Annotated in this window: 20 protein-coding genes and 1 pseudogene; 13 read left to right on the top strand and 8 right to left on the bottom strand. The window is 43.2% G+C overall.

Annotation, left to right across the window (positions count from 1 at the left end; all coding sequences use genetic code 11):
* Positions 1-31: 31 nt before the first annotated feature.
* Positions 32-889: a co-chaperone YbbN gene (locus tag A3CS_RS0103550; protein ID WP_005548014.1), complete on the bottom strand. Its 858-nt coding sequence runs from the start codon at positions 887-889 to the stop codon at positions 32-34.
* A 409-nt stretch (positions 890-1,298) separates the two neighbouring features.
* Positions 1,299-2,117 carry a D-hexose-6-phosphate mutarotase gene (locus A3CS_RS0103545; RefSeq protein WP_005567336.1) on the bottom strand — a complete coding sequence of 273 codons (819 nt, stop codon included), beginning with the start codon at positions 2,115-2,117 and terminating at the stop codon, positions 1,299-1,301.
* A gap of 75 nt (positions 2,118-2,192) precedes the next feature.
* Between A3CS_RS0103545 and A3CS_RS0103540 the strand changes: the two genes are divergently transcribed.
* The 5 genes and pseudogenes from A3CS_RS0103540 (at position 2,193) to rnd (ending at position 8,394) form a co-directional block, all read left to right on the top strand.
* Positions 2,193-4,130, top strand: coding sequence for an ATP-dependent DNA helicase (locus A3CS_RS0103540; RefSeq protein WP_019518241.1), 1,938 nt, complete (start codon positions 2,193-2,195; stop codon positions 4,128-4,130).
* Between the two features lie 2 nt (positions 4,131-4,132).
* Positions 4,133-4,855 carry a tRNA (adenosine(37)-N6)-threonylcarbamoyltransferase complex dimerization subunit type 1 TsaB gene (gene tsaB, locus A3CS_RS0103535; RefSeq protein ID WP_005548005.1) on the top strand — a complete coding sequence of 241 codons (723 nt, stop codon included), beginning with the start codon at positions 4,133-4,135 and terminating at the stop codon, positions 4,853-4,855.
* A 32-nt stretch (positions 4,856-4,887) separates the two neighbouring features.
* Positions 4,888-5,445, top strand: coding sequence for a Slp family lipoprotein (locus A3CS_RS0103530; RefSeq protein WP_005548003.1), 558 nt, complete (start codon positions 4,888-4,890; stop codon positions 5,443-5,445).
* Positions 5,446-5,487: 42 nt separating this feature from the next.
* A pseudogene (gene fadD, locus A3CS_RS01000000110820) lies at positions 5,488-7,154 on the top strand (long-chain-fatty-acid--CoA ligase FadD).
* Between the two features lie 82 nt (positions 7,155-7,236).
* The gene (rnd, locus tag A3CS_RS0103520) at positions 7,237-8,394 is read left to right on the top strand and encodes a ribonuclease D (protein WP_005547999.1); all 1,158 of its coding nucleotides are present in this window, start codon (positions 7,237-7,239) and stop codon (positions 8,392-8,394) included.
* 87 nt (positions 8,395-8,481) lie between these two features.
* Here rnd and A3CS_RS0103515 read toward each other — a convergent pair whose 3' ends face one another.
* A complete protein-coding gene (locus tag A3CS_RS0103515; RefSeq protein WP_005547997.1) occupies positions 8,482-9,864 on the bottom strand; it encodes a cytochrome-c peroxidase in 1,383 nt (460 codons plus the stop codon).
* A 340-nt stretch (positions 9,865-10,204) separates the two neighbouring features.
* Here A3CS_RS0103515 and A3CS_RS0103510 point away from each other — a divergent pair, with 340 nt between their 5' ends.
* Both A3CS_RS0103510 and A3CS_RS0103505 read left to right on the top strand, forming a co-directional pair.
* Positions 10,205-10,414: a hypothetical protein gene (locus A3CS_RS0103510; protein WP_005556405.1), complete on the top strand. Its 210-nt coding sequence runs from the start codon at positions 10,205-10,207 to the stop codon at positions 10,412-10,414.
* A gap of 56 nt (positions 10,415-10,470) precedes the next feature.
* Positions 10,471-10,893: a DUF417 family protein gene (locus A3CS_RS0103505; protein ID WP_005543669.1), complete on the top strand. Its 423-nt coding sequence runs from the start codon at positions 10,471-10,473 to the stop codon at positions 10,891-10,893.
* A gap of 72 nt (positions 10,894-10,965) precedes the next feature.
* On the opposite strand, the gene A3CS_RS0103500 is transcribed toward A3CS_RS0103505, so the two are convergent.
* Positions 10,966-11,457 carry a DUF302 domain-containing protein gene (locus tag A3CS_RS0103500; RefSeq protein WP_005547995.1) on the bottom strand — a complete coding sequence of 164 codons (492 nt, stop codon included), beginning with the start codon at positions 11,455-11,457 and terminating at the stop codon, positions 10,966-10,968.
* A gap of 208 nt (positions 11,458-11,665) precedes the next feature.
* Here A3CS_RS0103500 and A3CS_RS0103495 point away from each other — a divergent pair, with 208 nt between their 5' ends.
* The 5 genes from A3CS_RS0103495 (at position 11,666) to A3CS_RS0103475 (ending at position 15,588) form a co-directional block, all read left to right on the top strand.
* Positions 11,666-12,487 carry an endo alpha-1,4 polygalactosaminidase gene (locus A3CS_RS0103495; protein ID WP_012821068.1) on the top strand — a complete coding sequence of 274 codons (822 nt, stop codon included), beginning with the start codon at positions 11,666-11,668 and terminating at the stop codon, positions 12,485-12,487.
* A 521-nt stretch (positions 12,488-13,008) separates the two neighbouring features.
* Positions 13,009-13,935 carry an SPFH domain-containing protein gene (locus A3CS_RS0103490; RefSeq protein ID WP_005543674.1) on the top strand — a complete coding sequence of 309 codons (927 nt, stop codon included), beginning with the start codon at positions 13,009-13,011 and terminating at the stop codon, positions 13,933-13,935.
* A gap of 23 nt (positions 13,936-13,958) precedes the next feature.
* Positions 13,959-14,405, top strand: a complete 447-nt coding sequence (locus tag A3CS_RS0103485; RefSeq protein WP_005568766.1) for an NfeD family protein — start codon at positions 13,959-13,961, stop codon at positions 14,403-14,405.
* Between the two features lie 8 nt (positions 14,406-14,413).
* Positions 14,414-15,025, top strand: coding sequence for an NAD(P)H-dependent oxidoreductase (locus tag A3CS_RS0103480; RefSeq protein WP_005547990.1), 612 nt, complete (start codon positions 14,414-14,416; stop codon positions 15,023-15,025).
* Positions 15,025-15,588, top strand: coding sequence for a TorD/DmsD family molecular chaperone (locus A3CS_RS0103475; protein ID WP_005547988.1), 564 nt, complete (start codon positions 15,025-15,027; stop codon positions 15,586-15,588). Before A3CS_RS0103480 ends, A3CS_RS0103475 begins: the two co-directional genes overlap by 1 nt.
* 57 nt (positions 15,589-15,645) lie before the next feature.
* On the opposite strand, the gene A3CS_RS0103470 is transcribed toward A3CS_RS0103475, so the two are convergent.
* Entirely contained in the window at positions 15,646-16,581 is a 936-nt protein-coding gene (locus tag A3CS_RS0103470) for a Kdo(2)-lipid IV(A) acyltransferase (RefSeq protein WP_005574082.1), read from the bottom strand.
* Between the two features lie 113 nt (positions 16,582-16,694).
* Here A3CS_RS0103470 and hldE point away from each other — a divergent pair, with 113 nt between their 5' ends.
* Complete coding sequence (gene hldE / locus A3CS_RS0103465) at positions 16,695-18,125, top strand: bifunctional D-glycero-beta-D-manno-heptose-7-phosphate kinase/D-glycero-beta-D-manno-heptose 1-phosphate adenylyltransferase HldE (protein WP_005547984.1); 1,431 nt, start codon at positions 16,695-16,697, stop codon at positions 18,123-18,125.
* Positions 18,126-18,168: 43 nt separating this feature from the next.
* Here hldE and A3CS_RS0103460 read toward each other — a convergent pair whose 3' ends face one another.
* From A3CS_RS0103460 to A3CS_RS0103450, 3 genes are read right to left on the bottom strand one after another with little or no spacing between them, the layout of a single operon-like run.
* Positions 18,169-18,549, bottom strand: a complete 381-nt coding sequence (locus A3CS_RS0103460; protein ID WP_005543509.1) for a SufE family protein — start codon at positions 18,547-18,549, stop codon at positions 18,169-18,171.
* The gene (locus A3CS_RS0103455; RefSeq protein WP_005547981.1) at positions 18,546-19,742 is read right to left on the bottom strand and encodes an aminotransferase class V-fold PLP-dependent enzyme; all 1,197 of its coding nucleotides are present in this window, start codon (positions 19,740-19,742) and stop codon (positions 18,546-18,548) included. Before A3CS_RS0103455 ends, A3CS_RS0103460 begins: the two co-directional genes overlap by 4 nt.
* 5 nt (positions 19,743-19,747) lie before the next feature.
* Complete coding sequence (locus tag A3CS_RS0103450; RefSeq protein WP_005547979.1) at positions 19,748-20,248, bottom strand: thermonuclease family protein; 501 nt, start codon at positions 20,246-20,248, stop codon at positions 19,748-19,750.
* Between the last annotated feature and the right edge of the window lie 19 nt (positions 20,249-20,267).

Raw genomic sequence — 20,267 nt, 5'->3', positions numbered from 1 at the left:
AAAGGGCAGGTACATTATAGAAGATTTCCCGTCAGTACAACAACGAATAGATCAATCGGCGGTATTTATTAGCCACGGGATCATTGTTACCGATAGCGGCTAAAATAGATAAAAATTCCTGTTTGATTTTACCTTCTTCCGCACTTAAATCCTGACGCAAAATCCTAAATAACAGATCCAGTGCTTCTTCATTGCGGTTGGCTTGATGTAATTGCAACGCCAGTTTTAAGGCAAGATCATTTGTCGGCCCTTGGGCAAATTCTTCTTGTAATTGCTGGATTTCCGGCGTGTCGGCGGCTTTAATCAATAATTCAATTTGCGCCTGCAAGCCCTGCCAGCGGCTGTCGCGATCCTGTAGCGGGATCTTATTTAAAATCTGTTGCGCAGGCTCGGTTTTCTTCATAGCGATATAGGTTTCCGCATAGAGCAGCGCAATTTCACTGTTTTTCTGGTCGGACAACTCCCAGGCATCTTTTAACAACGGCAATGCCTGTTCGTAATTTTCGACGGCGAGCAATTCCAACGCTTGATTAAACTTAATTTCTTCCTCTTTCGGTAAAATCGCATTCAAACGCTGTTGCAATGTGGCATTATCCAATGCCCCTTGAAACGCATCCAAGGCTTGCCCGTCTCTGAATAAATAGGTGGTCGGCAACGCCTGAACGTGGAATTGCGCCGCCACCATTTGTTCTTTTTCACAATCCACTTTGGCTAACACAAACTGCCCTTGGTATTGATTGGCGTAGTTTTCCAACGTTTTAACAAACGCCACGGAATCGGTATGGCTGGGTGCATAAAAGATAATGACTAACGGATAATTTTGGGAAAGCTGCAGAGTTTCATTAAGGTTATGTTCGTTGAGGTCACGAATATAGGGAAAGTCGGTCATGGTTGTCTCTTATTTTTTAAGTGAAATTAACGGGGCGCATTATAGCAAAGTGCGGTCGGTTTTTTTAGTGTTTTTCATTTGAACGTTTTTTAACAAAGGATACGCGTCAGGAGACGCGTGTCAGCATAATCATTCATATTTAGTCAAAAGTGCGGGTCATTTTCCCAATCATTTCTCGAGTCCAAAAAACACTTTCAATATCCACCGCACTTTTTTACATATCATACTATTAATAATCACTACGCTAGCACGTTTCCTAACCACAACCGTTCGAAACATGTAATACATTGATATTTCAAAAGTATCTTACCCCCTGTAAACGAGGGGAGCCAAGTTACTAAAGAGCCAAAATATTTCAAACGGCTATGGCTAGGAGATTCGTGTTTTCAGAAGTGACTAAGATAATTCATTATTCCACACGCAATCTCACCGCCACCGTTTCCCCTGCATCAAGATAGCGATTGATTCGTGCCGTTTCCACGCAGACCATAGTTTGATAGCCGTTTTCTGTCATGTTACCGGTAGGTTTGTGCCATGGGTTCCACAGTACCACATCGCCGGCATTGTGATGTTCCACAATGATTGTGCGTTGATTGTCATAGTCGCGAATTTCCGTCGGTTGTTGGGTGGTGTAAACACAATCCACATTTTCCGCAATATGGCGTGGTGACGGCACGCTTTCTTGTTGGCGGGTGAGGGCGTTGAAGCATTCCGTCGGCAGGTTGGCGATGTCGGTATGGGTGATATTACCGATGTTGAAATAACTGTGTAACGCCAGCTGCACTTTTTCCATTCCTGCTTCACCGTAATGGGTAAAGCGCAAGTCACAATGTTTGCCGAAAATCATTTCTACTTTCGCTAAAATCACATTGTGCGCGGAAAACAACGAAAAAACCAACCGCACTTTATCGGCATTAATTGCGTAATCGCTCAACTGCCACAGGCTGATACGGGCGAACCCGTGGGCAGGTGTGCCGGCGTTATTAAACCACGGATAACAAATAGGAATGCCGCCGCGAATTGCCGTGCTGGTTTCAAAGGGTTCGATTTCACTTAGCCACAGCACGTCCTGTTTACTGTGCGCCGGCTGCCAGCTGAATAAATGCGCCCCTTGTAAGGCGATTTTTGCCGTGCCTATGGCGTGTTGTAAATGTAAAACGGGAATTTCGTTATAGGTATATAAGCTCAGTTCGGGCGTGATTTGTTGTTGTCGTTGAATATTGATCATCATCTTGTCCTTGTTGATTCAGAAAGAGGGGAAATCTGCTATACTGTGCCGACTTTTTAACAGATGAAAAAAATAATGGCGTATTCGGAACAAATTAGCAAGGTCTTTTCCCATGATGGCGAGTTAAGTGCGTACATCAAGGGCTTTCGTCCCCGCGCGGAACAGCAGGAAATGGCTATGGCGGTGGGCAAAGCCATTGAACAGCATGGCGCGTTGGTGGTGGAAGCCGGCACCGGCACAGGCAAAACCTTTGCCTATTTGGCGCCGGCATTATTGGCGAAGAAGAAAACCATTATTTCCACCGGTTCCAAAAACTTGCAGGATCAGCTATTTAATCGCGACCTACCCGCCATTCAAAAAGCCCTAGGTTACAGCGGTAAAATCGCGTTATTAAAAGGGCGCGCCAATTATTTATGTCTGGAACGGCTGGAGCAGGTGATTGCGCAGGGCGTGCTGGGCGATCGTAGTGTGTTGCATGATTTGTCCAAAGTGCGTAAATGGCGCAATGCCACGAAAACCGGCGATTTGTCCGAATGTATCGAAATTGCCGAAGACAGCCCGATCCTGACGCAATTAACCAGCACTGCCGAAAGCTGCCTTGGCAGCGATTGCCCGAATTATGCCGATTGTTACGTGGCATTGGCGCGGAAAAAAGCGCTCAATGCGGATTTGGTGGTGGTCAATCATCATTTATTTTTTGCCGACATGGTGGTGAAAGAAAACGGCTTCGGCGAATTGATTCCCAATGCGGAAGTGATCGTGTTTGACGAAGCCCATCAGCTCCCTGATATTGCCAGTCAATATTTCGGACAATCGGTCACCTCGCGCCAGCTGTTTGATTTGTGCAAAGATATTCAAATTACTTATCGCACCGAAGTGAAAGACATGAAACAGCTTGGCGTAGCGGCGGATCAGCTGGTAAAAATTGTGCAGGATTTCCGGTTGATGTTGGGCGAAGGCAATCTGCGTGGCAATTGGCGACAAATATTGCAGCAAAGTGCGGTCAAAAAATCCTTTGGTTTTTTATTGGAAAAACTCAATTTTACGGCGGACGTGGTGAAGCTCGGCTTGGGGCGTTCGCAAACTCTGGATAGCATTTTTGAGCGCATCGCCCAGCTACAAAATTTGCTTAAGCGCCTCACGGAAACGGAAATTACCGGCTATTGCTATTGGTTTGAATGTATCGGCCGCCAGTTCGGCTTGCACATTACGCCACTGACCGTGGCGGATAAATTCGGTGAGCAAATGGCGAAGCAAAAATGCGCCTGGATTTTTACCTCGGCGACCTTGGAAGTGGGCGGGACTTTCGAGCATATCTGCCACCGTTTAGGCATTCAAAACGCGGCGCAGAAAATTCTGCCGAGCCCGTTTAATTACGCAGAACAATCCCTGCTTTGTGTGCCGCGTTATCTGCCGGCAACCAATCACAGTAGCACCTTCAGTCAATTAGGCAAAATGCTGCTGCCGATTATCGAAGCCAACCAAGGGCGTTGTTTTGTGCTTTGTACGTCCTATGCCATGATGCGCAGTTTGGCGGAATATTTCCGTGAGAACAGTAAATTGATCATTTTGTTACAGGGTGAAACGGCGAAAGGCACTTTGTTGGAACAATTCATTTCGCAATCCCATAGCGTGTTGGTGGCGACCTCCAGTTTCTGGGAAGGTGTGGATGTGCGCGGTGACGCGTTGTCCTTGGTGATTATCGATAAACTACCATTTACCGCGCCGGATGAACCCTTGTTGAAAGCACGCATTGAAGATTGCCGTTTACAAGGCGGCGAGCCTTTTAATGATATTCAGATTCCTGAAGCGGTGATTACTTTAAAACAGGGTGTCGGGCGTTTAATTCGTGACGTCACCGATCGCGGCGTGGTGATTATTTGCGATAATCGTTTGGTGATGCGCCCTTACGGTGAAACCTTTTTGCGCAGTTTGCCGAATTTTAAACGTACGCGGGATTTGCACAAAGTGGTACAATTCCTCACAACAATCAATAAAGAAGAATCAGAATAACGATGAAAAATGTCACATTGCTTGCTTTAGATACGGCTACAGAAGCTTGTTCTGTTGCATTGTTACGCGGTGGAGAGAAAGCGCATTTGGAACAATTCGCACAACGTGAACATACCAAACATATTTTGCCCATGGTGGATGAAATTCTGGCGCAGGCGGGAATTAAACTCTATCAAGTGGATGCTTTGGTTTTCGGGCGCGGCCCGGGCAGTTTTACCGGTGTTCGAATCGGTGCCGGCATTGCGCAAGGGTTGGCGTTCGGCGCCAATTTGCCGGTGATTCCCGTGTCAAATTTAGCCGCCATGGCGCAAGCCGCTTATGTGCAATATCAGTCGGAAAATGTGCTGACCGCCATCGATGCGCGCATGAATGAAGTGTATTTTGCCCAATGGAAAGCGCGGAAAGTGCGGTCGGATTTCGGTACGTTTTTAGCTTGGCAGCCTATTATTGCCGAGCAGGTGTGCAGCGCGTCGAGAGTGCTTGAACAGGTGGTGCAGCACCAACACGATAATGCAGTGTTAGCCGGCACAGGTTGGACGGCATACCCGCAACTTACCGAGGCGAACCTTGGTAAAAGCACCGATATTACCCTGCCTTCCGCGTTATATATGCTGGATTTGGCGCTGCCGAAGTGGTTTGCCGGCGAGACCATCAGCCCGCTGGAAATTGAGCCGATTTACTTACGTAACGAAGTCACTTGGAAGAAATTACCGGGACGGGAATAGATCTTAATTACCTTTTAAAAAGGAGAATTAAAATGAACAAAAAAATACTTTTATTTTGCACCGCACTTTCCCTTGTGTTAACCGGCTGCGTATCCGCGCCGCAGGGTTTGGAAGCCAAACAGTTCGAAATGTTAAATCTGAAAAATGTGCAGGCGCAGGATTACGATTGCCGCTGCCTGAAAGTGCGCTTGGGCGGCAAAGTGGTTTCCGCACAGGCGTTGAAAGATAAAACCAAAATTGAAGTATTGAATCAAACGGTGGCGTATTTTTCCGCGAAACCTATCGTGGATAGCTATAGCAACGGACGTTTTATCGCCTATTTAAACGGCTTTGTGGATCCGGAAAATCTGAAAGACCAGTATGTGACAGTCGGCGGAGTGCTGAACGGCAAAGAGCAGGGCAAAATTGATCAGGCGGATTACAATTATCCCGTGGTTCAAGCCGATCAATACCGTATTTGGAAGCTGGTGAAAGAATATTATTACGACCCTGACGACATTTATGACTACGCACCGTTTTACCCTTACGGCTGGGGATTTTCGTCCCGCTTCTTTTGGGCTGAACCGCGCGTGCGCTATAATTTATATTAATTAACCCGATTAACAATAACCAAACTCCCCTAAGGAACGGCAATGGAAAAACTTTGGTTTAAAAATTATCCGGAAGGTGCGGAGCGCCAATTAGACACCTCGGAATACGATTCGATTTTAGATATGTTTGAAAAAGCGGTGCGCGAACATCCCGATCGTGCCGCTTATATTAATATGGGCAAGGTGTTGACGTTTCGCAAATTGGAAGAACGTAGCCGTGCTTTCGCTGCCTATTTGCAAAATGAATTGAAATTGGAGCGCGGCGATCGCGTGGCATTAATGATGCCGAATTTGCTGCAATATCCCATTGCGTTGTTCGGCGTGTTGCGTGCCGGGTTGGTGGTGGTCAATGTGAACCAGCTTTATACGCCGCGCGAGTTGGAGCATCAGCTGCAGGACAGCGGAGCGAAGGCCATTGTGGTGGTGTCAAATTTTGCTTCTACTTTGGAAAAAGTGGTGTTTAACACCGCCGTCAAGCACGTGATTTTAACCCGTATGGGCGATCAGCTTTCTTTCGGCAAACGCACTTTGGTGAATTTCGTGGTGAAATATGTGAAAAAGCTGGTGCCGAAATATAAACTGCCGAATGCGGTAACTTTCCGTGAAGTGCTGAGTGTGGGGAAATATCGCCAATATGTGCGCCCGCAAATGGAACGGGACGATTTGGCCCTCCTGCAATATACCGGCGGCACTACAGGCGTAGCGAAAGGGGCGATGTTATCCCACGGTAATATTATCGTGAACGTGTTCCAAGCCAAATGGATTGCTTACCCGTTTGTAGGCAATCGTGGACGCGAACGCTTGGCGATCCTCGCTTTGCCGCTTTATCATGTTTTTGCGCTAACGGTAAATTGCTTATTATTCATTGAGTTAGGTGTAACCGCTGTGTTAATCACCAATCCGCGTGATATTGAAGGCTTTGTGAAAGAAATGAGAAAGCACCGCTTTGTGGCGATTACCGGTGTGAATACCTTATTCAATGCCTTGTTAAACAACGAGAATTTCAAAGAAGTGAATTTCTCCGCATTGAAACTTTCCGTCGGCGGCGGCATGGCGATTCAACAAGCCGTAGCCACCCGCTGGCATGAATTGACCGGTTGTAACATCATTGAAGGCCGGAATGTTCTCCATTGATTGCCGCCTGTCCGGTTAATGTGGTGAAACATAACGGCAGTATCGGTGTGCCGGTGCCGAATACGGACATTAAAATTATTAAAGAAGATGACACGGAAGCGGCTATCGGCGAAGCGGGCGAGTTATGGGTGAAAGGCGAGCAGGTTATGCAAGGTTATTGGCAGCGCCCGGAAGCCACTGCGGAAGTGATTAAAGACGGCTGGATGGCGACCGGCGACATTGTGGTTATGGACGAGGATTACAGTTTACGCATTGTGGATCGCAAAAAGGATATGATTCTGGTATCCGGTTTTAATGTGTATCCAAATGAAATCGAAGATGTGGTGATGTTGAATAACAAGGTTTCCGAAGTGGTTGCCATCGGCGTGCCTCATGAGGTTTCCGGCGAAACCATTAAGCTTTTTGTGGTGAAAAAAGACGAAAGCCTGACCCGCGATGAACTGCGTACGCATTGCCGCGAACACCTAACGGGTTACAAAATACCGAAAGATATTGAGTTCCGCGAGGAATTGCCGAAAAGCAATGTGGGCAAAATTTTGCGTCGCGTGTTGCGTGATGAAGAACTTGCGAAGTGACCGGCGAATTAAATCGTCATTTCAATAAATATGGTTAATTAAGGAAAGAGAATGCCACACCGCATTCTCTTGTTATTTCATTATGCCTCAACTTAAAAAAGAAGTTCAAAATCCACCGCACTTTTCGGTGGTGACCGATGATGCTGAATTGGCGCGGGTATGTCAGGCGGCACGACAGCAAAGTGCAGTCGCGTTAGACACTGAATTTGTGCGGGTACGAACCCTGTATCCGAAACTCGGTTTAATTCAGATGTATTTCGGCGATCGGGTGGCGTTAATCGATCCCTTACCGATTCAGGATTTTTCGCCGTTCATTAAATTGCTTGCAGATACTAATTTGGTCAAAATTCTGCATGCTTGTAGCGAAGATTTAGACGTATTCCAGCATTATTTTCAGCAGCTGCCGCGCCCGATGTGTGATACACAAGTGATGGCGCATTTTCTCGGCTTTGCCGGCTCCACCGGTTTCGCTACCTTGGTGCAACATTATTTCCAAATTGAAATCGACAAAGGCGCCTCCCGTACCGATTGGCTGGCACGCCCGTTATCGGATACGCAGCTGCAATATGCGGCGGCGGATGTATGGTATTTGTTGCCGTTATATGAACAAATGCAACAACAGCTTACGCAAACCGAGTGGCAAAGTGTGGTGGAAAATGAATGTGAATTTTTATTGAACAAGCGGGCGCAGACAACCAAAGATCCCGATAGCGCTTATTTCGCTATTCCCAACGCATGGAAATTGAACCGATTGGAATTAATGCGCCTAAAACTGCTGGCTAAATGGCGTATGGAAGAGGCGATGAAGCGCGATCTTGCACTAAATTTTGTGGTGCGCGCAGAAAATTTATGGCAGGTGGCAAAAAGCAATCCGAAGCATATTTCTACATTGCCGGAACTGGGTTTAAGCACAGCGGAAGTGCGTATTCACGGTAAGAAATTGCTACAAATTATCGATCAGGTTAAACGTATCGTGCCCGAAGATTACCCGCCGCCGATTCAACGGCTCGCCGATGATCCGCGTTACAAAGCCATATTGAAAGCCTTGCAACAACATTTAATCCAAATTACCCCGCCGAATTTAGCGAAGGAACTTATCGCCGGCAAACGTCATTTGGAAAGTCTGATGAAATGGCATTGGTTAAAAAATAGTGAAGATGATTTGCCAGAGCTGCTGACGGGGTGGCGTAAGCCTTTTGGTGAGAAGTTGCTGGCGGCATTGAAAGCCTTTGATGAATAGCCATCACAACGAAAAGAAAAGTGCGGTGGATTTTTACAGCGTTTTAAAAACGCTTTGAAAATCCACCGCACTTTTTGTTAATCAGGCTTATTGTAATTTTTTGCCTTCAAACTCGCCGGTGAGACTTTCCAAGAAGGACGTAATGTCATCAATGTCTTGTTGCTGCGGTTTAGCATTGCTTTGATATTTCAACATGATACGAACGGCTTCTTTCAGATCTTTTGCCGACGCATCGTGCATATAAGGCGCCGTTAACGCAATATTGCGCAGTGATGGCACTTTGAAACGGTGCATATCATACGGATCTTGAGTTTGTGCGAAACGACCTTGGTCGGCATCAGTGAGCGGTGTGCCGCGATCTTTGAAATAATCGCCGTAGATACCCATGTATTCGTAAGATTGTCCGCCCATGTTCACGCCAGTGTGGCAGGTGTCGCATTTGTACTGTTTAAATAGCTCGTAACCTTTAAGTTGTTGCGCGGTTAATGTGTTTTCGCCTTTCAGATAGCGGTCAAAATCGCTGTTCGGCGTAATTAAGGTTTTTTCATATTCACCGATAGCATTGGTGAGGGTTTCTTTGCTGATTTGCGGATAGACTTGTAAGAACGCTTGTTTAAAATCTTCATCCTGCTCAAATCGTGCCACAATTTCTTCCCAGGAATGGGAACCCATTTCTACCGGATTTAATGGCGGTCCGCCGGCTTGATCGGCTAAATCCACGGCACGCCCATCCCAGAATTGTGCGAAGTTAAATGCGGCGTTGAAGACAGTCGGCGCGTTAATGCCGCCTTTTTTGCCATCAATGCCGGTGGATGTATCTAAACGGTCAACACCGCCTTTGTCCAGTTGGTGGCAGGTGTGACATTGAATCGTACCATCGCCGGATAAACGACCATCCATAAACAGTTTATGCCCAAGAGCAACTTTTGCCGCATCGGTCATGATTTCATCAGGAATCGGTTGAACTAAACGGTGGTTGTCCGTGCCTTCGGTATTTGCCGGTAAAAAGGCTTTCCGTTGTTCGCGAATCCAGTTTAGCAATGCGGTTTTTTCATCTTCATCAGGGCGGCTTCCCCAGTGAATATGAAGAAACTTGGCAATCGGCATTTCGTCATTTTCAATAACCCGTTCAAGTTTTGCCAAATCCACTTCCGATAATTTGCTTGGATCTTTTAAGCCGTTCAGTAACTCATTTAACAGGAATACGCGGTTGCCTTCTTTGATGTCATTTTGCAACATGGAGCCAACTAACGGAACATGGGCATAAAAGGGGAGTTCTGCATTTGGTGTATGACAGTACTGGCAGCCGTTGTTAAAAAAGACTTTTGCGATTTTTTGTTGCTCGGCAGAGTAACTACCTTCAGCCAATAATTTTTCCATTTGTCCTTTATCATACTGATGAACGTACCCTACAACTCCTAAATAGCCAACAATAGCGACAACCGCCGTTTTCAGTGCAAATTTTTTCATAATTGTCCTCCAACACTTAAAAGTAAAAACGAAGAAGGGATTATCGGTTAAATATAAGAGCAAACATATGATTTAAATCAATAAATTCAATTTGAAAAAACAATGGATGAAATAGATTTTAGTAATTAAATATCTATTTAGAGCATTCACTATAAATATATTTTTATATGAGAGTATCTGTTTTTTAGGTTGATTTGCAAATTTTAAAAAATTTTTTGTAAGAAAATGGAAATGTCTCCGTCTAACATTATGTGTGTGGGAGTTTATTATGACTTTTTCACTTCGTGCTTATTCAAGCAAAATATTTTTACATTTAATACTATTATTTAAGGAGTTTATCATGAAAAAAATTAATTTATTAACCGGCGTACTTGCTCTTACTATTGCATCATTAGCATCAGCTAGCACAACAAATATGAAAGAAAGTGTAATGCATTCAGACGATATTAAACAAGAGATTAGCTATAACATGGGAAATGATCTGGGAAGTATGAATTATCATAAACCGACTGTTAGAGAGTATGATAGACGTATGAAAGGGGATAAATAATTTTCGGAGGCTTATCATAGAATATGATAAGCCATTATTATACATGGAGAATTTATATGAAAGAAGTTCTTAGAAAGTTTTGCCTTTCTAATATTGATATTACCGTATTAAGATTTTCAGTTGTTTTTATTATCGCATTATTTGGTAACTATAAATGGTTTGATTTTGAGGTAGAGGCCTTAAAACCTTTAATATCTCCAACATGGCTAAGTTTTTTATATGAATTTTTGGGATTTCATGGGACTAGTTATTTGCTAGGCTTTATTGAAAGCGTTACTTATATTTTCTTAGTTGTTGGTATTTTTAAACCTAAGTTTGGCGTACTTGGTAGCTTGTTTACTATCGCTCTTGGCGTAGTAACACTTAGCCTTATACCTCAAATTGGTGTTAATGGTTTTATTATTAAAGATATTATACTTATTGGCTCCGGTCTTGTGTTGTTAAAACACGACCTAAATAAAATTCCATTTGTTAAATAGTCGGTAATAAATAAGTTCGCCTCAATTTAGGCGAACTTATTTTTGTATTTATAAAGTACTATAATAAGTAACTTATTCAGTAACACTTTCAGTTATTAACTTCACCAGTTTATTCATTTTTTTTACATTCCCTGCCGTGACATTATGTTTTTCTGCTATAATCTCATTTCTATTTAGACTTACGAATATTTCACCTTGGCTATTCTCCCATACTAAAGCTTTTAATGGTAAATCAATAGCTAGGGTTGGGGATTCAATCATCATTGGGGTACCTAGTTGCGGTTTTCCAAAAACAATTACACTTGAAAACGGCATGCTCAATCCAGCTTCTTTTGCTGCAGCTTGATGGTCAATTATCGTGAATATTTTTATGTTCTTATCATTCAAAGCTTGCCGGATTTTTGAAATAGTGTTCTCTGCAGAATACTTACTTTTAAATGTTTTTAAATATAGACTGCTATTTTTTACTGATTGGTTAGACTCACTGTCAGTATTGGAGGCAGCCTGAATGCTTCCCGTTGATAAGGCAGTAATTATTGCTAACGCTAAAACTTTTAATTTCATAAAGATCTCCTAGTTACAAGTCTGTTTTTCATTCTATACTTAATTTATATAGTTATCTGTTATTGCTGAAAGATGTAAAATCAATTTGACCTAAATCATAGGCAACTAACTAATTCTTAAGTAGATCAGTATATTATTTTAATTTTCAGATTAATTAATGTATAGGCTAATTGCTGGTAATACTTAAATTTTAAGAAAGGATCGTTAGATGAGAAACAAGATTCAATTTTTGATGCTATTTAGCATATTTTTTCTTATATCTACATTTTTTTATAGAGTGGCCTTTGCAGTTCCTTCAAAAAATGGTAACTATGGCGTATTTCTTGGTATTAATGGAAATGAAGAAGATAAATTGCAAGGATACAATATTGTTGTAATCGATCCTGCTATGTTTCAACCTTCTCAAGTGGAGAAATTACATGCTTCAGGGAAAACTGTGTATGGGTATATTAATATTGGAGCAATTGAGAAACACCGCCCGTATTATAGTCATTTTCAGTCAGTCATGCTTGGTATCTATGAAACTTGGCCGGATGAGCGATGGGTTGATGTATCCTCTCCGGTATGGCAGCGTTTTATCGTTAATGAGCTAGGAAAAAAGTATGCTGATATGGGGTTGGATGGTTTTTTTCTTGATAATGCAGATGTTTATTATCATTATCAAACAAATGAGATATTTCAAGGGCTTGTAACAATTTTGACTGGGCTTCGATATTATAATATTCCACTTATTATTAATGGAGGGGATCTTTTTGTAAAAAAATGTATTAATCAAAATACCGTTTTAATTGATGGTATTAACCAAGAAAGTGTTTTTACCACTATTGATTTTAATAAAAAAAAATATGGAATCCAGCAGAAATCGGAAACAACCTATTTTCAAAAATATCTGGCATATGTTAAGGCTCATGGATTATCTGTCTATTTACTTGAATATAATGCAAGTAAGGAACTGTCAAAAAAAATTGACAAATATGCAAATGAAAATGGCTTTCTTTGGTATAACGCGAAGGGATTAGAGCTTCGGTAACTCGTGTGAATGCAGATATAATAAGTAAAAAGTTAGCAGTCAATTTAATAATTTTGATGTCAATAACTAATTGATAGGTCGTGAAGGATTCGAACTTTCGACCTACAGATTAGAATCCCTTGTGCACAGGATTAGTAAAAAAGTACCGGATTTTACGCGATGTACTCAGCCAATACACCTGTAATCCATCCACTAACGTCACCAAGTAAATCAATGTGATCCATTTTTAAGTTGCATTTTTAGATCAACAGTAATTTTTCCAATATCGCCAACAAGAGTACATGACTGTAGCCGTTTAAAGACGGAAAAGTTTTATTATAGTGAAAACTACTATGCAGTCCGAACAGAGTCAATGCGTTTAACACATTAAATTTATTTTTTGATGTTGCGTAGGATTTTTAACTATGACAAAAAGTGCGGTTGGTTTTTAAAGTGTTTTTAGCGATGGATTGCTATATACAAACTTTCAGCTAATTGCTATCCTTTAACAGATAACTGTCTATTATCTTAAGGAGAAAATTATGTATTTTTTAGATGGCCTACCAATTGTTTCCATTATTTTTATCGTACTTGTCGGTGTTGTGCTTTATTCAACATTGAAAACGGTGCCACAAGGTTATAACTGGACGATTGAACGTTTTGGTCGTTATACCCGTACATTAATGCCGGGATTAAATTTTGTCGTTCCATTTGTTGATCGTGTTGGTCGTAAAATCAATATGATGGAACAAGTGTTAGACATCCCATCCCAAGAAGTTATTTCAAAAGATAATGCGAATGTCGCTATTGATGCGGTATGTTTCGTTCAGGTTATTGATGCGCGTAATGCCGCTTATGAAGTGAATCACTTAGAACAAGCTATTATCAATCTTACTATGACAAACATTCGTACGGTTTTAGGTTCCATGGAGTTGGATGAGATGCTATCTCAGCGCGATTCCATTAATAGTCGTTTGTTATCTATTGTAGATGAAGCGACAAATCCTTGGGGGATTAAAGTGACCCGTATTGAAATCCGAGATGTGCGTCCGCCACATGAATTGATCGCCGCGATGAATGCTCAAATGAAAGCTGAACGTAATAAACGTGCAGATATTTTGGAGGCGGAAGGTGTGCGTCAGGCTGAAATTTTACGCGCAGAAGGTGAAAAACAATCCCGTATTTTAAAAGCGGAAGGGGAACGTCAGGAAGCCTTCTTACAAGCTGAAGCCCGCGAACGTGCCGCGGAAGCGGAAGCGAAGGCGACCCAAATGGTATCCGATGCGATCGCTAATGGTGACACGAAAGCTATTAATTACTTTATTGCGCAAAAATATACTGAAGCGCTAAAAGAAATTGGTGGTTCGGATAATAGTAAAGTCGTGCTGATGCCTTTAGAAGCCGGCAACTTAATCGGTTCCATTGCCGGTATTACCGAATTATTAAAAACCGATAAAAAAGTAAATTAACAACAAGAAAGTCGAGGTTGGGTATGGAATGGTTAGCAGATTGGGGCGTTTGGCACTGGCTTATTCTTGGTTTTATCTTGCTCATTGCTGAAGTTGTCATTCCCGGTGTTTTTCTTCTATGGTGGGGATTAGCCGCCATCGTTGTTGCCGGTATCATGAAATTTATTCCCGCCTTACCGCTTTCGGCATTGGCGGTAATTTATGCGGTTATCGCCATTATTCTTAGTATTATTTGGTGGCGCTATCAACACGGTAAGGATCAAATTGATCAATCGAAATCCGTCCTCAATCAACGGGATCATGCCATGATAGGGGTGCAGGGAAAAGTCTTAACTATTGCCGAAAACGGCATTGGTAGAGGCGCTTTCGGTGATACTACGTGGAGAATCCAGGGGCGTGATTTAGCAGTGAATGATATTGTTGAAGTTGTTTCTGTTGATAGCATCACATTGAAAGTTAAGAAAATTTAAGGAAAGAAATGAAGCATTTAATTATTTCTGCACATCCTAATCAACAAAGTTTTAACCGCGCCATCGTGGAACGTATTGTAAAAGCCTCTCATGAATTAGAGGCGGAAACCACTGTTCGGGATTTGTATACATTAAATTTCAATCCCGTTTTGTCTTGGAGTGAATTAAGTGCAGGGCCTGAAGGCATTGTGTCGGCAGAAATTAAATTTGAGCAAAATTTAATTAAAGAAGCGGATTTGATTACCTTGGTCTATCCCCTTTGGTGGATGGGCTTCCCTGCTGTTTTGAAAGGTTATTTGGATCGCGTTCTTAGCTATGGATTTGCATATCAAACGGAAAATGGCGGTTCGGTGGGATTGTTGGGTGATAAAAAAATGCAACATTTTATTACCATGGGCAATAATCTTGAACGCTATCAAAGCATTGCTTTTGATAAAGCACTACAAACCTGTTTAGTTGACGGTTTGTTTAATTTCTGCGGTATTACCGATATTCACCATGATATTTTCGGAGATATTCACTTTCTGGATGAAGCTGGGTATCAGCAGATTTTGAATAATACCGCACAAAAAACACAAGAAAATCTGACCGCACTTTTGGCAAAGGATGGCTCCAAATAATGCAGGAAAGTGTGCAATTCAATAATTTTTCTTTGATTAGCCGTTTATTCGGTAATTTATTTTACCGCCAACCGACAGATCCCATTTTATCCGGCGTTTTTGCTTGGTTGCAGCAAGGTAATTTATCCCAAGTCTGGGCGTTAAACGAAGACAGCGACGGTAAAAGCGCATTAGATGCCTTGCAAAGACCCATTGATTTGACATTGTTGAATCAAGAATATCAAAAACTTTTCGGTCAGTCGGGAAGTGTGGCGACACAAATTTCTGCTTATGAGATTTCCATTGAAGATTTTAAGGGTTTTCGGCAAATGCGCAATTTGCCTGAAACGGAAAATATCGATCATTTTGCCATGTTGCTACTGACGGCTTCCTGGTTGGAAGATAACACCGATTCATTGAGCGCCCAACAGGAATTATTTGAGCATTTTCTTCTGCCTTGTGCGGCGAAGTTTTTAGTGAAAGTTGAAAAGCAGGCGACGTTGCCATTTTATCGCGCTCTGGCTTATTTAACCCGTGAAATGCTTTCTGCGATGGCTGATGAGTTGGATTCTGAAGAACTATAAAGTCTTGTTAAAGGCAGTTAAAAATAAAGGTGAGTTTTGGACTCACCTTTTTCATATCTAATCTTTATACAAATTATCTTCTTCATTCGGCTGGGTTTTAAAGCGGCGATGGATCCACATATATTGTTCCACACCGTTTAGTATTTCTTTTTCAATGATTTGATTCATCCGGGTCGCAATTTCCGTTTCCGTGTGCAGATCGGAAAAATCCACGGGAGGGGAAATTTTAACCGTGTAGCCGGAATTATCTTTGTTTCTTAACGGTGAAAAAGGAATCACTTTACTGTTCGGTGAAGACTTCAATAAATAGTAGCTGCCCGTTGTGGTTGCTGCGCCAGGAACGGCGAAAAACGGCACAAAGACCGCATTTTTTCTGCCGTAGTCATGATCCGGCGCATACCAGATAATATCACCGTGACGAATGGCTTTAATCATGCCGCGTAAATCTTTGCGATCTAGCATATCTTTGTTGGAACGCAACCTCCCTTGGGTTTGTATCCAGTCAAATAACGGATTATCATTCGGGCGATAAACGCCAATGCCCGGTTGATGGATGCCGACAATACGTGCGCCTAATTCCAGCGTTAAAAAATGTACGCCGACAAAAATAATGCCATCCTGCAAATTCGTTTTTAAATATTCCAAACCTTCAATTTTTGACCACTTTTTGATCCGATGATCAGACCAAAACCACGCCATGCCGGTTTCAATAATCGCCATGCCGGTGGAGCGTAAATTGGCTTGTAGAATGTCATTGATTTGCTGTTCGGATAAGTCGGGGAAGCAGAGTTCTAAATTGCGTTTGGCAATTTTTGCACGCCGATTGCCTATGCCGGTTTTAGCAAATAACCAACCTAATCCGTGTCCGATTTTGCATAAAATAGGATAAGGAAGCAGTAATATCAGACGGAAAATGCCGAGTGCAAGCCAAAAGCCCCAATGTTTGGGATGGAGAAATTCAGTTTTAAAAGTCGGAAGAACGGATTTTGCCATAAAGGAATTACAGGATTATTTCAATTGGTTTAGTTTAGCGGAATTTTTAGGAAATAGCATTTCCCCTGTGGTAGTATTAGCGAAATTTTTTATTCTATATAAGAGAAAATCAAATGGCTCAATATTCTGCACAATTTAATCATGCAAAAGTTTTGGTATTAGGCGATGTGATGTTGGATCGCTATTGGTTCGGTGCAACCAACCGTATTTCACCGGAAGCACCGGTGCCGGTGGTGCGTGTTCAGCAAAATGAGGAGCGTGCAGGCGGTGCGGCAAACGTGGCAATGAACATCGCTTCGTTAAATGTGCCGGTGCAATTGCTGGGCTTAACCGGTCAGGATGAAGCGGGCGCGGCGTTAACCTCATTATTACAACAACAAAAAATCGCTTGCGACTTCGTACAGCTTGCTACCCACCCGACAATTACCAAATTGCGTATTTTGTCCCGCCATCAACAATTATTACGCCTTGATTTTGAAGAAGATTTCCAGAACGTGACAAGTGCGGATTTGCTGAAAAAACTAGAAAGTGCGGTCAAAAATTACGGCGCTTTGATCTTGTCCGATTACGGCAAAGGCACATTAAATGAAGTACAAAAAATGATCCAAATTGCCCGTAACGCCAATGTGCCGGTGCTCATCGATCCGAAAGGGACGGATTTTGAACGCTATCGCGGTGCGACCTTATTAACGCCGAATATGTCCGAATTTGAAGCGGTTGTGGGTAAATGTCATTCTGAGCAGGAAATTATCGACAAAGGGTTGAAACTCATTTCGGAGATAAATTTGACCGCACTTTTAGTGACCCGTTCGGAAAAAGGTATGACGCTGTTGCGTCCGAACCAGCCTGTGTATCAGCTGCCGACGGAGGCCAAAGAAGTTTTTGATGTGACAGGGGCGGGAGACACCGTGATTAGTGTGTTGGCGACAGCATTGGCGGACGGTCGCAGTTTTGAAGAAGCCTGTTACTTAGCCAATGTCGCCGCCGGTATCGTCGTGGGCAAATTGGGCACGTCAACGGTTTCAACCGTGGAACTGGAAAATGCCATTCATGGCAGAACCGGCACCGGCTTTGGCGTAATGACCGAAGCGGAACTGAAAGAGGCCGTTAAATTGGCGAAAGATCGTGGTGAAAAAATCGTCATGACTAACGGTTGTTTTGATATTTTGCATCCCGGTCATGTGTCGTATTTGGATAATGCCCGTAAATTTGGCGATCGCCTGATTGTTGCGGTGAATACGGACGATTCGGTAAAACGCCTAAAAGGCGAGGAGCGTCCGATCAATAATTTGGCTTCCCGCATGGCGGTGCTTGCCGGGCTTTCTTCTGTGGACTGGTTGGTGCCGTTCGGTGAAGATACGCCACAGCGTTTAATCGGTGAAGTGTTGCCGGATTTATTGGTGAAAGGCGGCGATTACAAGCCGGAAGAGATTGCCGGTAGCAAAGAAGTGTGGGCGAACGGCGGTGATGTAAAAGTGCTGAATTTTGAGAACGGTTTTTCCACCTCAAACGTCATCAAAAAAATTAAACACTTGGAAAAATAAGTGCAGATAAAAATAAAGCGTGGTTTTTCCACGCTTTTTTCTTTTATAGATTGTGCAAAATCCCTTCAATGTGTTTTAAGCCATTTAAACGGGTAGAGCTCAACCGCTGCGCAATGCCTAATTCCTTGAAATACGCCGTCAAATCAAATTGGTGTAAGGCTTCCGCTGGTTGATTGTCAATACGCTGCAATAAAATCCACAGCAAGCCGTTCATGATGCGTGCTTCGCTGTAAGCCTCAAAGTGAAAAGTGCGGTCATTTTTTTCGATGGATTTAAACCACACCTGCAGTTCGCAGCCCGGAATGGTTTCCATGGCTACCAAGGCTTCTTCGCTGGGTTCGGGAAGATTTTTCCCCGCCTGAATAATTAAGCGATAGCGATCTTCCCAATTCTTAGCGGTGATTAACTGTTGTTCGATATTCATCGTAATAATGCCAAGGCTTTATCTAACGCGTTGAAGAAAGTATCTACTTCCGCTTCTATGTTGTACGGCGCAAAAGACAAGCGCAAGGTGGCGGTTTGTCCTAAGCGTGCCAAATAAGGCTGGGCACAGTGCTCGCCGACCCGTAGCGCGATATTTTGTTCCGCCAGCAATGTGGCTAAATCGGACGCGTTGACGTCTCCAAAAATAAAGCTGACCACGGAACTCGGTTGCGGGGAGTTAAACAGTTTACATTGCGCATAACCGCTCAAACGACGGCGGGTGATTTCCGCCAAATGCACGGCGGTTTCTTCCATGTCGCCGATGTCCCATTGTGCCAGCCATTCCAACACCGCGTTGAAACCGATAACGGCGGCAATATTCGGCGTACCGGCTTCCAAACGATAAGGCAATTCGGCAAAGGTAATTTGTTGTTTACTGACTTTATTGATCATTTTGCCGCCGTATTGCAACGGTTGCAGTAAATCCAGTGCGGATAACTTCCCACTGAGCATACCAAGCCCCGTCGGACCATAAATTTTATGGGCGGAAAACGCGATAAAATCCGCGTCGAGTTCTGCCAAATCGATTTTTATGTGGCTAATCGCCTGCGCGGCGTCAAGCAAGATCAACGCCGAACTGTTGGCACGAATGCGCTGAATCAGTTGTTTTACCGCTTGCTGCGTGCCGGTAACGTTCGACGCAAAATTTAACGCCACCAATTTTGTGCGTGAATTGAGTTTTTCCCGTAACGCCTCGGCATCAATCAACCAATCATCGCCAATGGGCAAAACATGAATTTTAGCGCCGCTTTTTTCGGCAATTTCATGCCAGGTCACAAAATTGGCATGATGATCCGCTTCACTAATAATGATTTCATCGCCGGCTTGTAAATGTGGTAGTAAACCGTTTGCCACCGTGTTAATCGCCTGCGTCGTGCCGGATGTCCAAACCACCGCCCGTTCGTCTTCTGCGTTAATCAATTGCTTCACCCGCGTACGTGCCTGTTCGTAAAGTGCGGTCTGTTTTTCATCATATTGGCTACGATGGACAGAACCGGCGGATTGATAAAAATCCACCGTTGCATCAATTAAACACCGCGGTTTCAGTGTGGTCGCCGCGTTATCTAAATAGACCACAGCATCGGAATGGAGATAAGGAAAATATTGACGAAATATCACGGGATCAAAATTCATGTGGTTTACCTTCTTTGTTGACGCCATAAGTGCGGTTCGATGGGATGACGATCCTGCCATAAGCCGATACGCCGTTTTTTTGCCCGTTGTTCCGCTTCGCGATAAACGGGATCCTGAACATATTGTTTATAGGCCCACGCCATGCCCTGTTGGACCATGATTAAATTAACGTTTTGCCCTTGCGCATCATACGCGATGGCTAACTTGCGATGATAGCGATCCTCGCCGGAAATCTCCAGTTTGATCTCACGTTGATGAATCAATGACGCGAGCATTTGACGGGATTTCTTGCCGAATGGCTGATTGTGTTCGGGCGCATCAATTTCCGCCAAACGCACTTTGATTTGTTTATGATTGCCTGTTAAGCAGGTAAAACTGTCACCATCACTGATGCCGACAACGCGACAGGCTAACGTGTGGGCGTGAACGGTGAAGGGGAGCAATACCAGCAGAATGCAGAAAAATCCTTGTCGCATAATTGATAACGGCGCTAAAAGTGCGGTCATTTTTTCCGGTAAATTTTAA

This window comes from Aggregatibacter actinomycetemcomitans DSM 8324, assembly GCF_000372365.1.
GTDB classification, from domain to species: Bacteria; Pseudomonadota; Gammaproteobacteria; order Enterobacterales; family Pasteurellaceae; genus Aggregatibacter; species Aggregatibacter actinomycetemcomitans.
Note: the sequence above shows the minus strand (reverse complement) of the source record. Positions and strands in the feature narration are given on the sequence as shown.

What these genes read in the sequence shown, in the direction of transcription:
- A3CS_RS0103550 (WP_005548014.1), bottom strand. Translation starts at nt 889, where the DNA reads ATGACCGACTTTCCCTATATTCGTGACCTCAACGAACATAACCTTAAT.
- A3CS_RS0103545 (WP_005567336.1), bottom strand. Translation starts at nt 2,117, where the DNA reads ATGATCAATATTCAACGACAACAACAAATCACGCCCGAACTGAGCTTA.
- A3CS_RS0103540 (WP_019518241.1), top strand. Translation starts at nt 2,193, where the DNA reads ATGGCGTATTCGGAACAAATTAGCAAGGTCTTTTCCCATGATGGCGAG.
- tsaB (WP_005548005.1), top strand. Translation starts at nt 4,133, where the DNA reads ATGAAAAATGTCACATTGCTTGCTTTAGATACGGCTACAGAAGCTTGT.
- A3CS_RS0103530 (WP_005548003.1), top strand. Translation starts at nt 4,888, where the DNA reads ATGAACAAAAAAATACTTTTATTTTGCACCGCACTTTCCCTTGTGTTA.
- rnd (WP_005547999.1), top strand. Translation starts at nt 7,237, where the DNA reads ATGCCTCAACTTAAAAAAGAAGTTCAAAATCCACCGCACTTTTCGGTG.
- A3CS_RS0103515 (WP_005547997.1), bottom strand. Translation starts at nt 9,864, where the DNA reads ATGAAAAAATTTGCACTGAAAACGGCGGTTGTCGCTATTGTTGGCTAT.
- A3CS_RS0103510 (WP_005556405.1), top strand. Translation starts at nt 10,205, where the DNA reads ATGAAAAAAATTAATTTATTAACCGGCGTACTTGCTCTTACTATTGCA.
- A3CS_RS0103505 (WP_005543669.1), top strand. Translation starts at nt 10,471, where the DNA reads ATGAAAGAAGTTCTTAGAAAGTTTTGCCTTTCTAATATTGATATTACC.
- A3CS_RS0103500 (WP_005547995.1), bottom strand. Translation starts at nt 11,457, where the DNA reads ATGAAATTAAAAGTTTTAGCGTTAGCAATAATTACTGCCTTATCAACG.
- A3CS_RS0103495 (WP_012821068.1), top strand. Translation starts at nt 11,666, where the DNA reads ATGAGAAACAAGATTCAATTTTTGATGCTATTTAGCATATTTTTTCTT.
- A3CS_RS0103490 (WP_005543674.1), top strand. Translation starts at nt 13,009, where the DNA reads ATGTATTTTTTAGATGGCCTACCAATTGTTTCCATTATTTTTATCGTA.
- A3CS_RS0103485 (WP_005568766.1), top strand. Translation starts at nt 13,959, where the DNA reads ATGGAATGGTTAGCAGATTGGGGCGTTTGGCACTGGCTTATTCTTGGT.
- A3CS_RS0103480 (WP_005547990.1), top strand. Translation starts at nt 14,414, where the DNA reads ATGAAGCATTTAATTATTTCTGCACATCCTAATCAACAAAGTTTTAAC.
- A3CS_RS0103475 (WP_005547988.1), top strand. Translation starts at nt 15,025, where the DNA reads ATGCAGGAAAGTGTGCAATTCAATAATTTTTCTTTGATTAGCCGTTTA.
- A3CS_RS0103470 (WP_005574082.1), bottom strand. Translation starts at nt 16,581, where the DNA reads ATGGCAAAATCCGTTCTTCCGACTTTTAAAACTGAATTTCTCCATCCC.
- hldE (WP_005547984.1), top strand. Translation starts at nt 16,695, where the DNA reads ATGGCTCAATATTCTGCACAATTTAATCATGCAAAAGTTTTGGTATTA.
- A3CS_RS0103460 (WP_005543509.1), bottom strand. Translation starts at nt 18,549, where the DNA reads ATGAATATCGAACAACAGTTAATCACCGCTAAGAATTGGGAAGATCGC.
- A3CS_RS0103455 (WP_005547981.1), bottom strand. Translation starts at nt 19,742, where the DNA reads ATGAATTTTGATCCCGTGATATTTCGTCAATATTTTCCTTATCTCCAT.
- A3CS_RS0103450 (WP_005547979.1), bottom strand. Translation starts at nt 20,248, where the DNA reads ATGACCGCACTTTTAGCGCCGTTATCAATTATGCGACAAGGATTTTTC.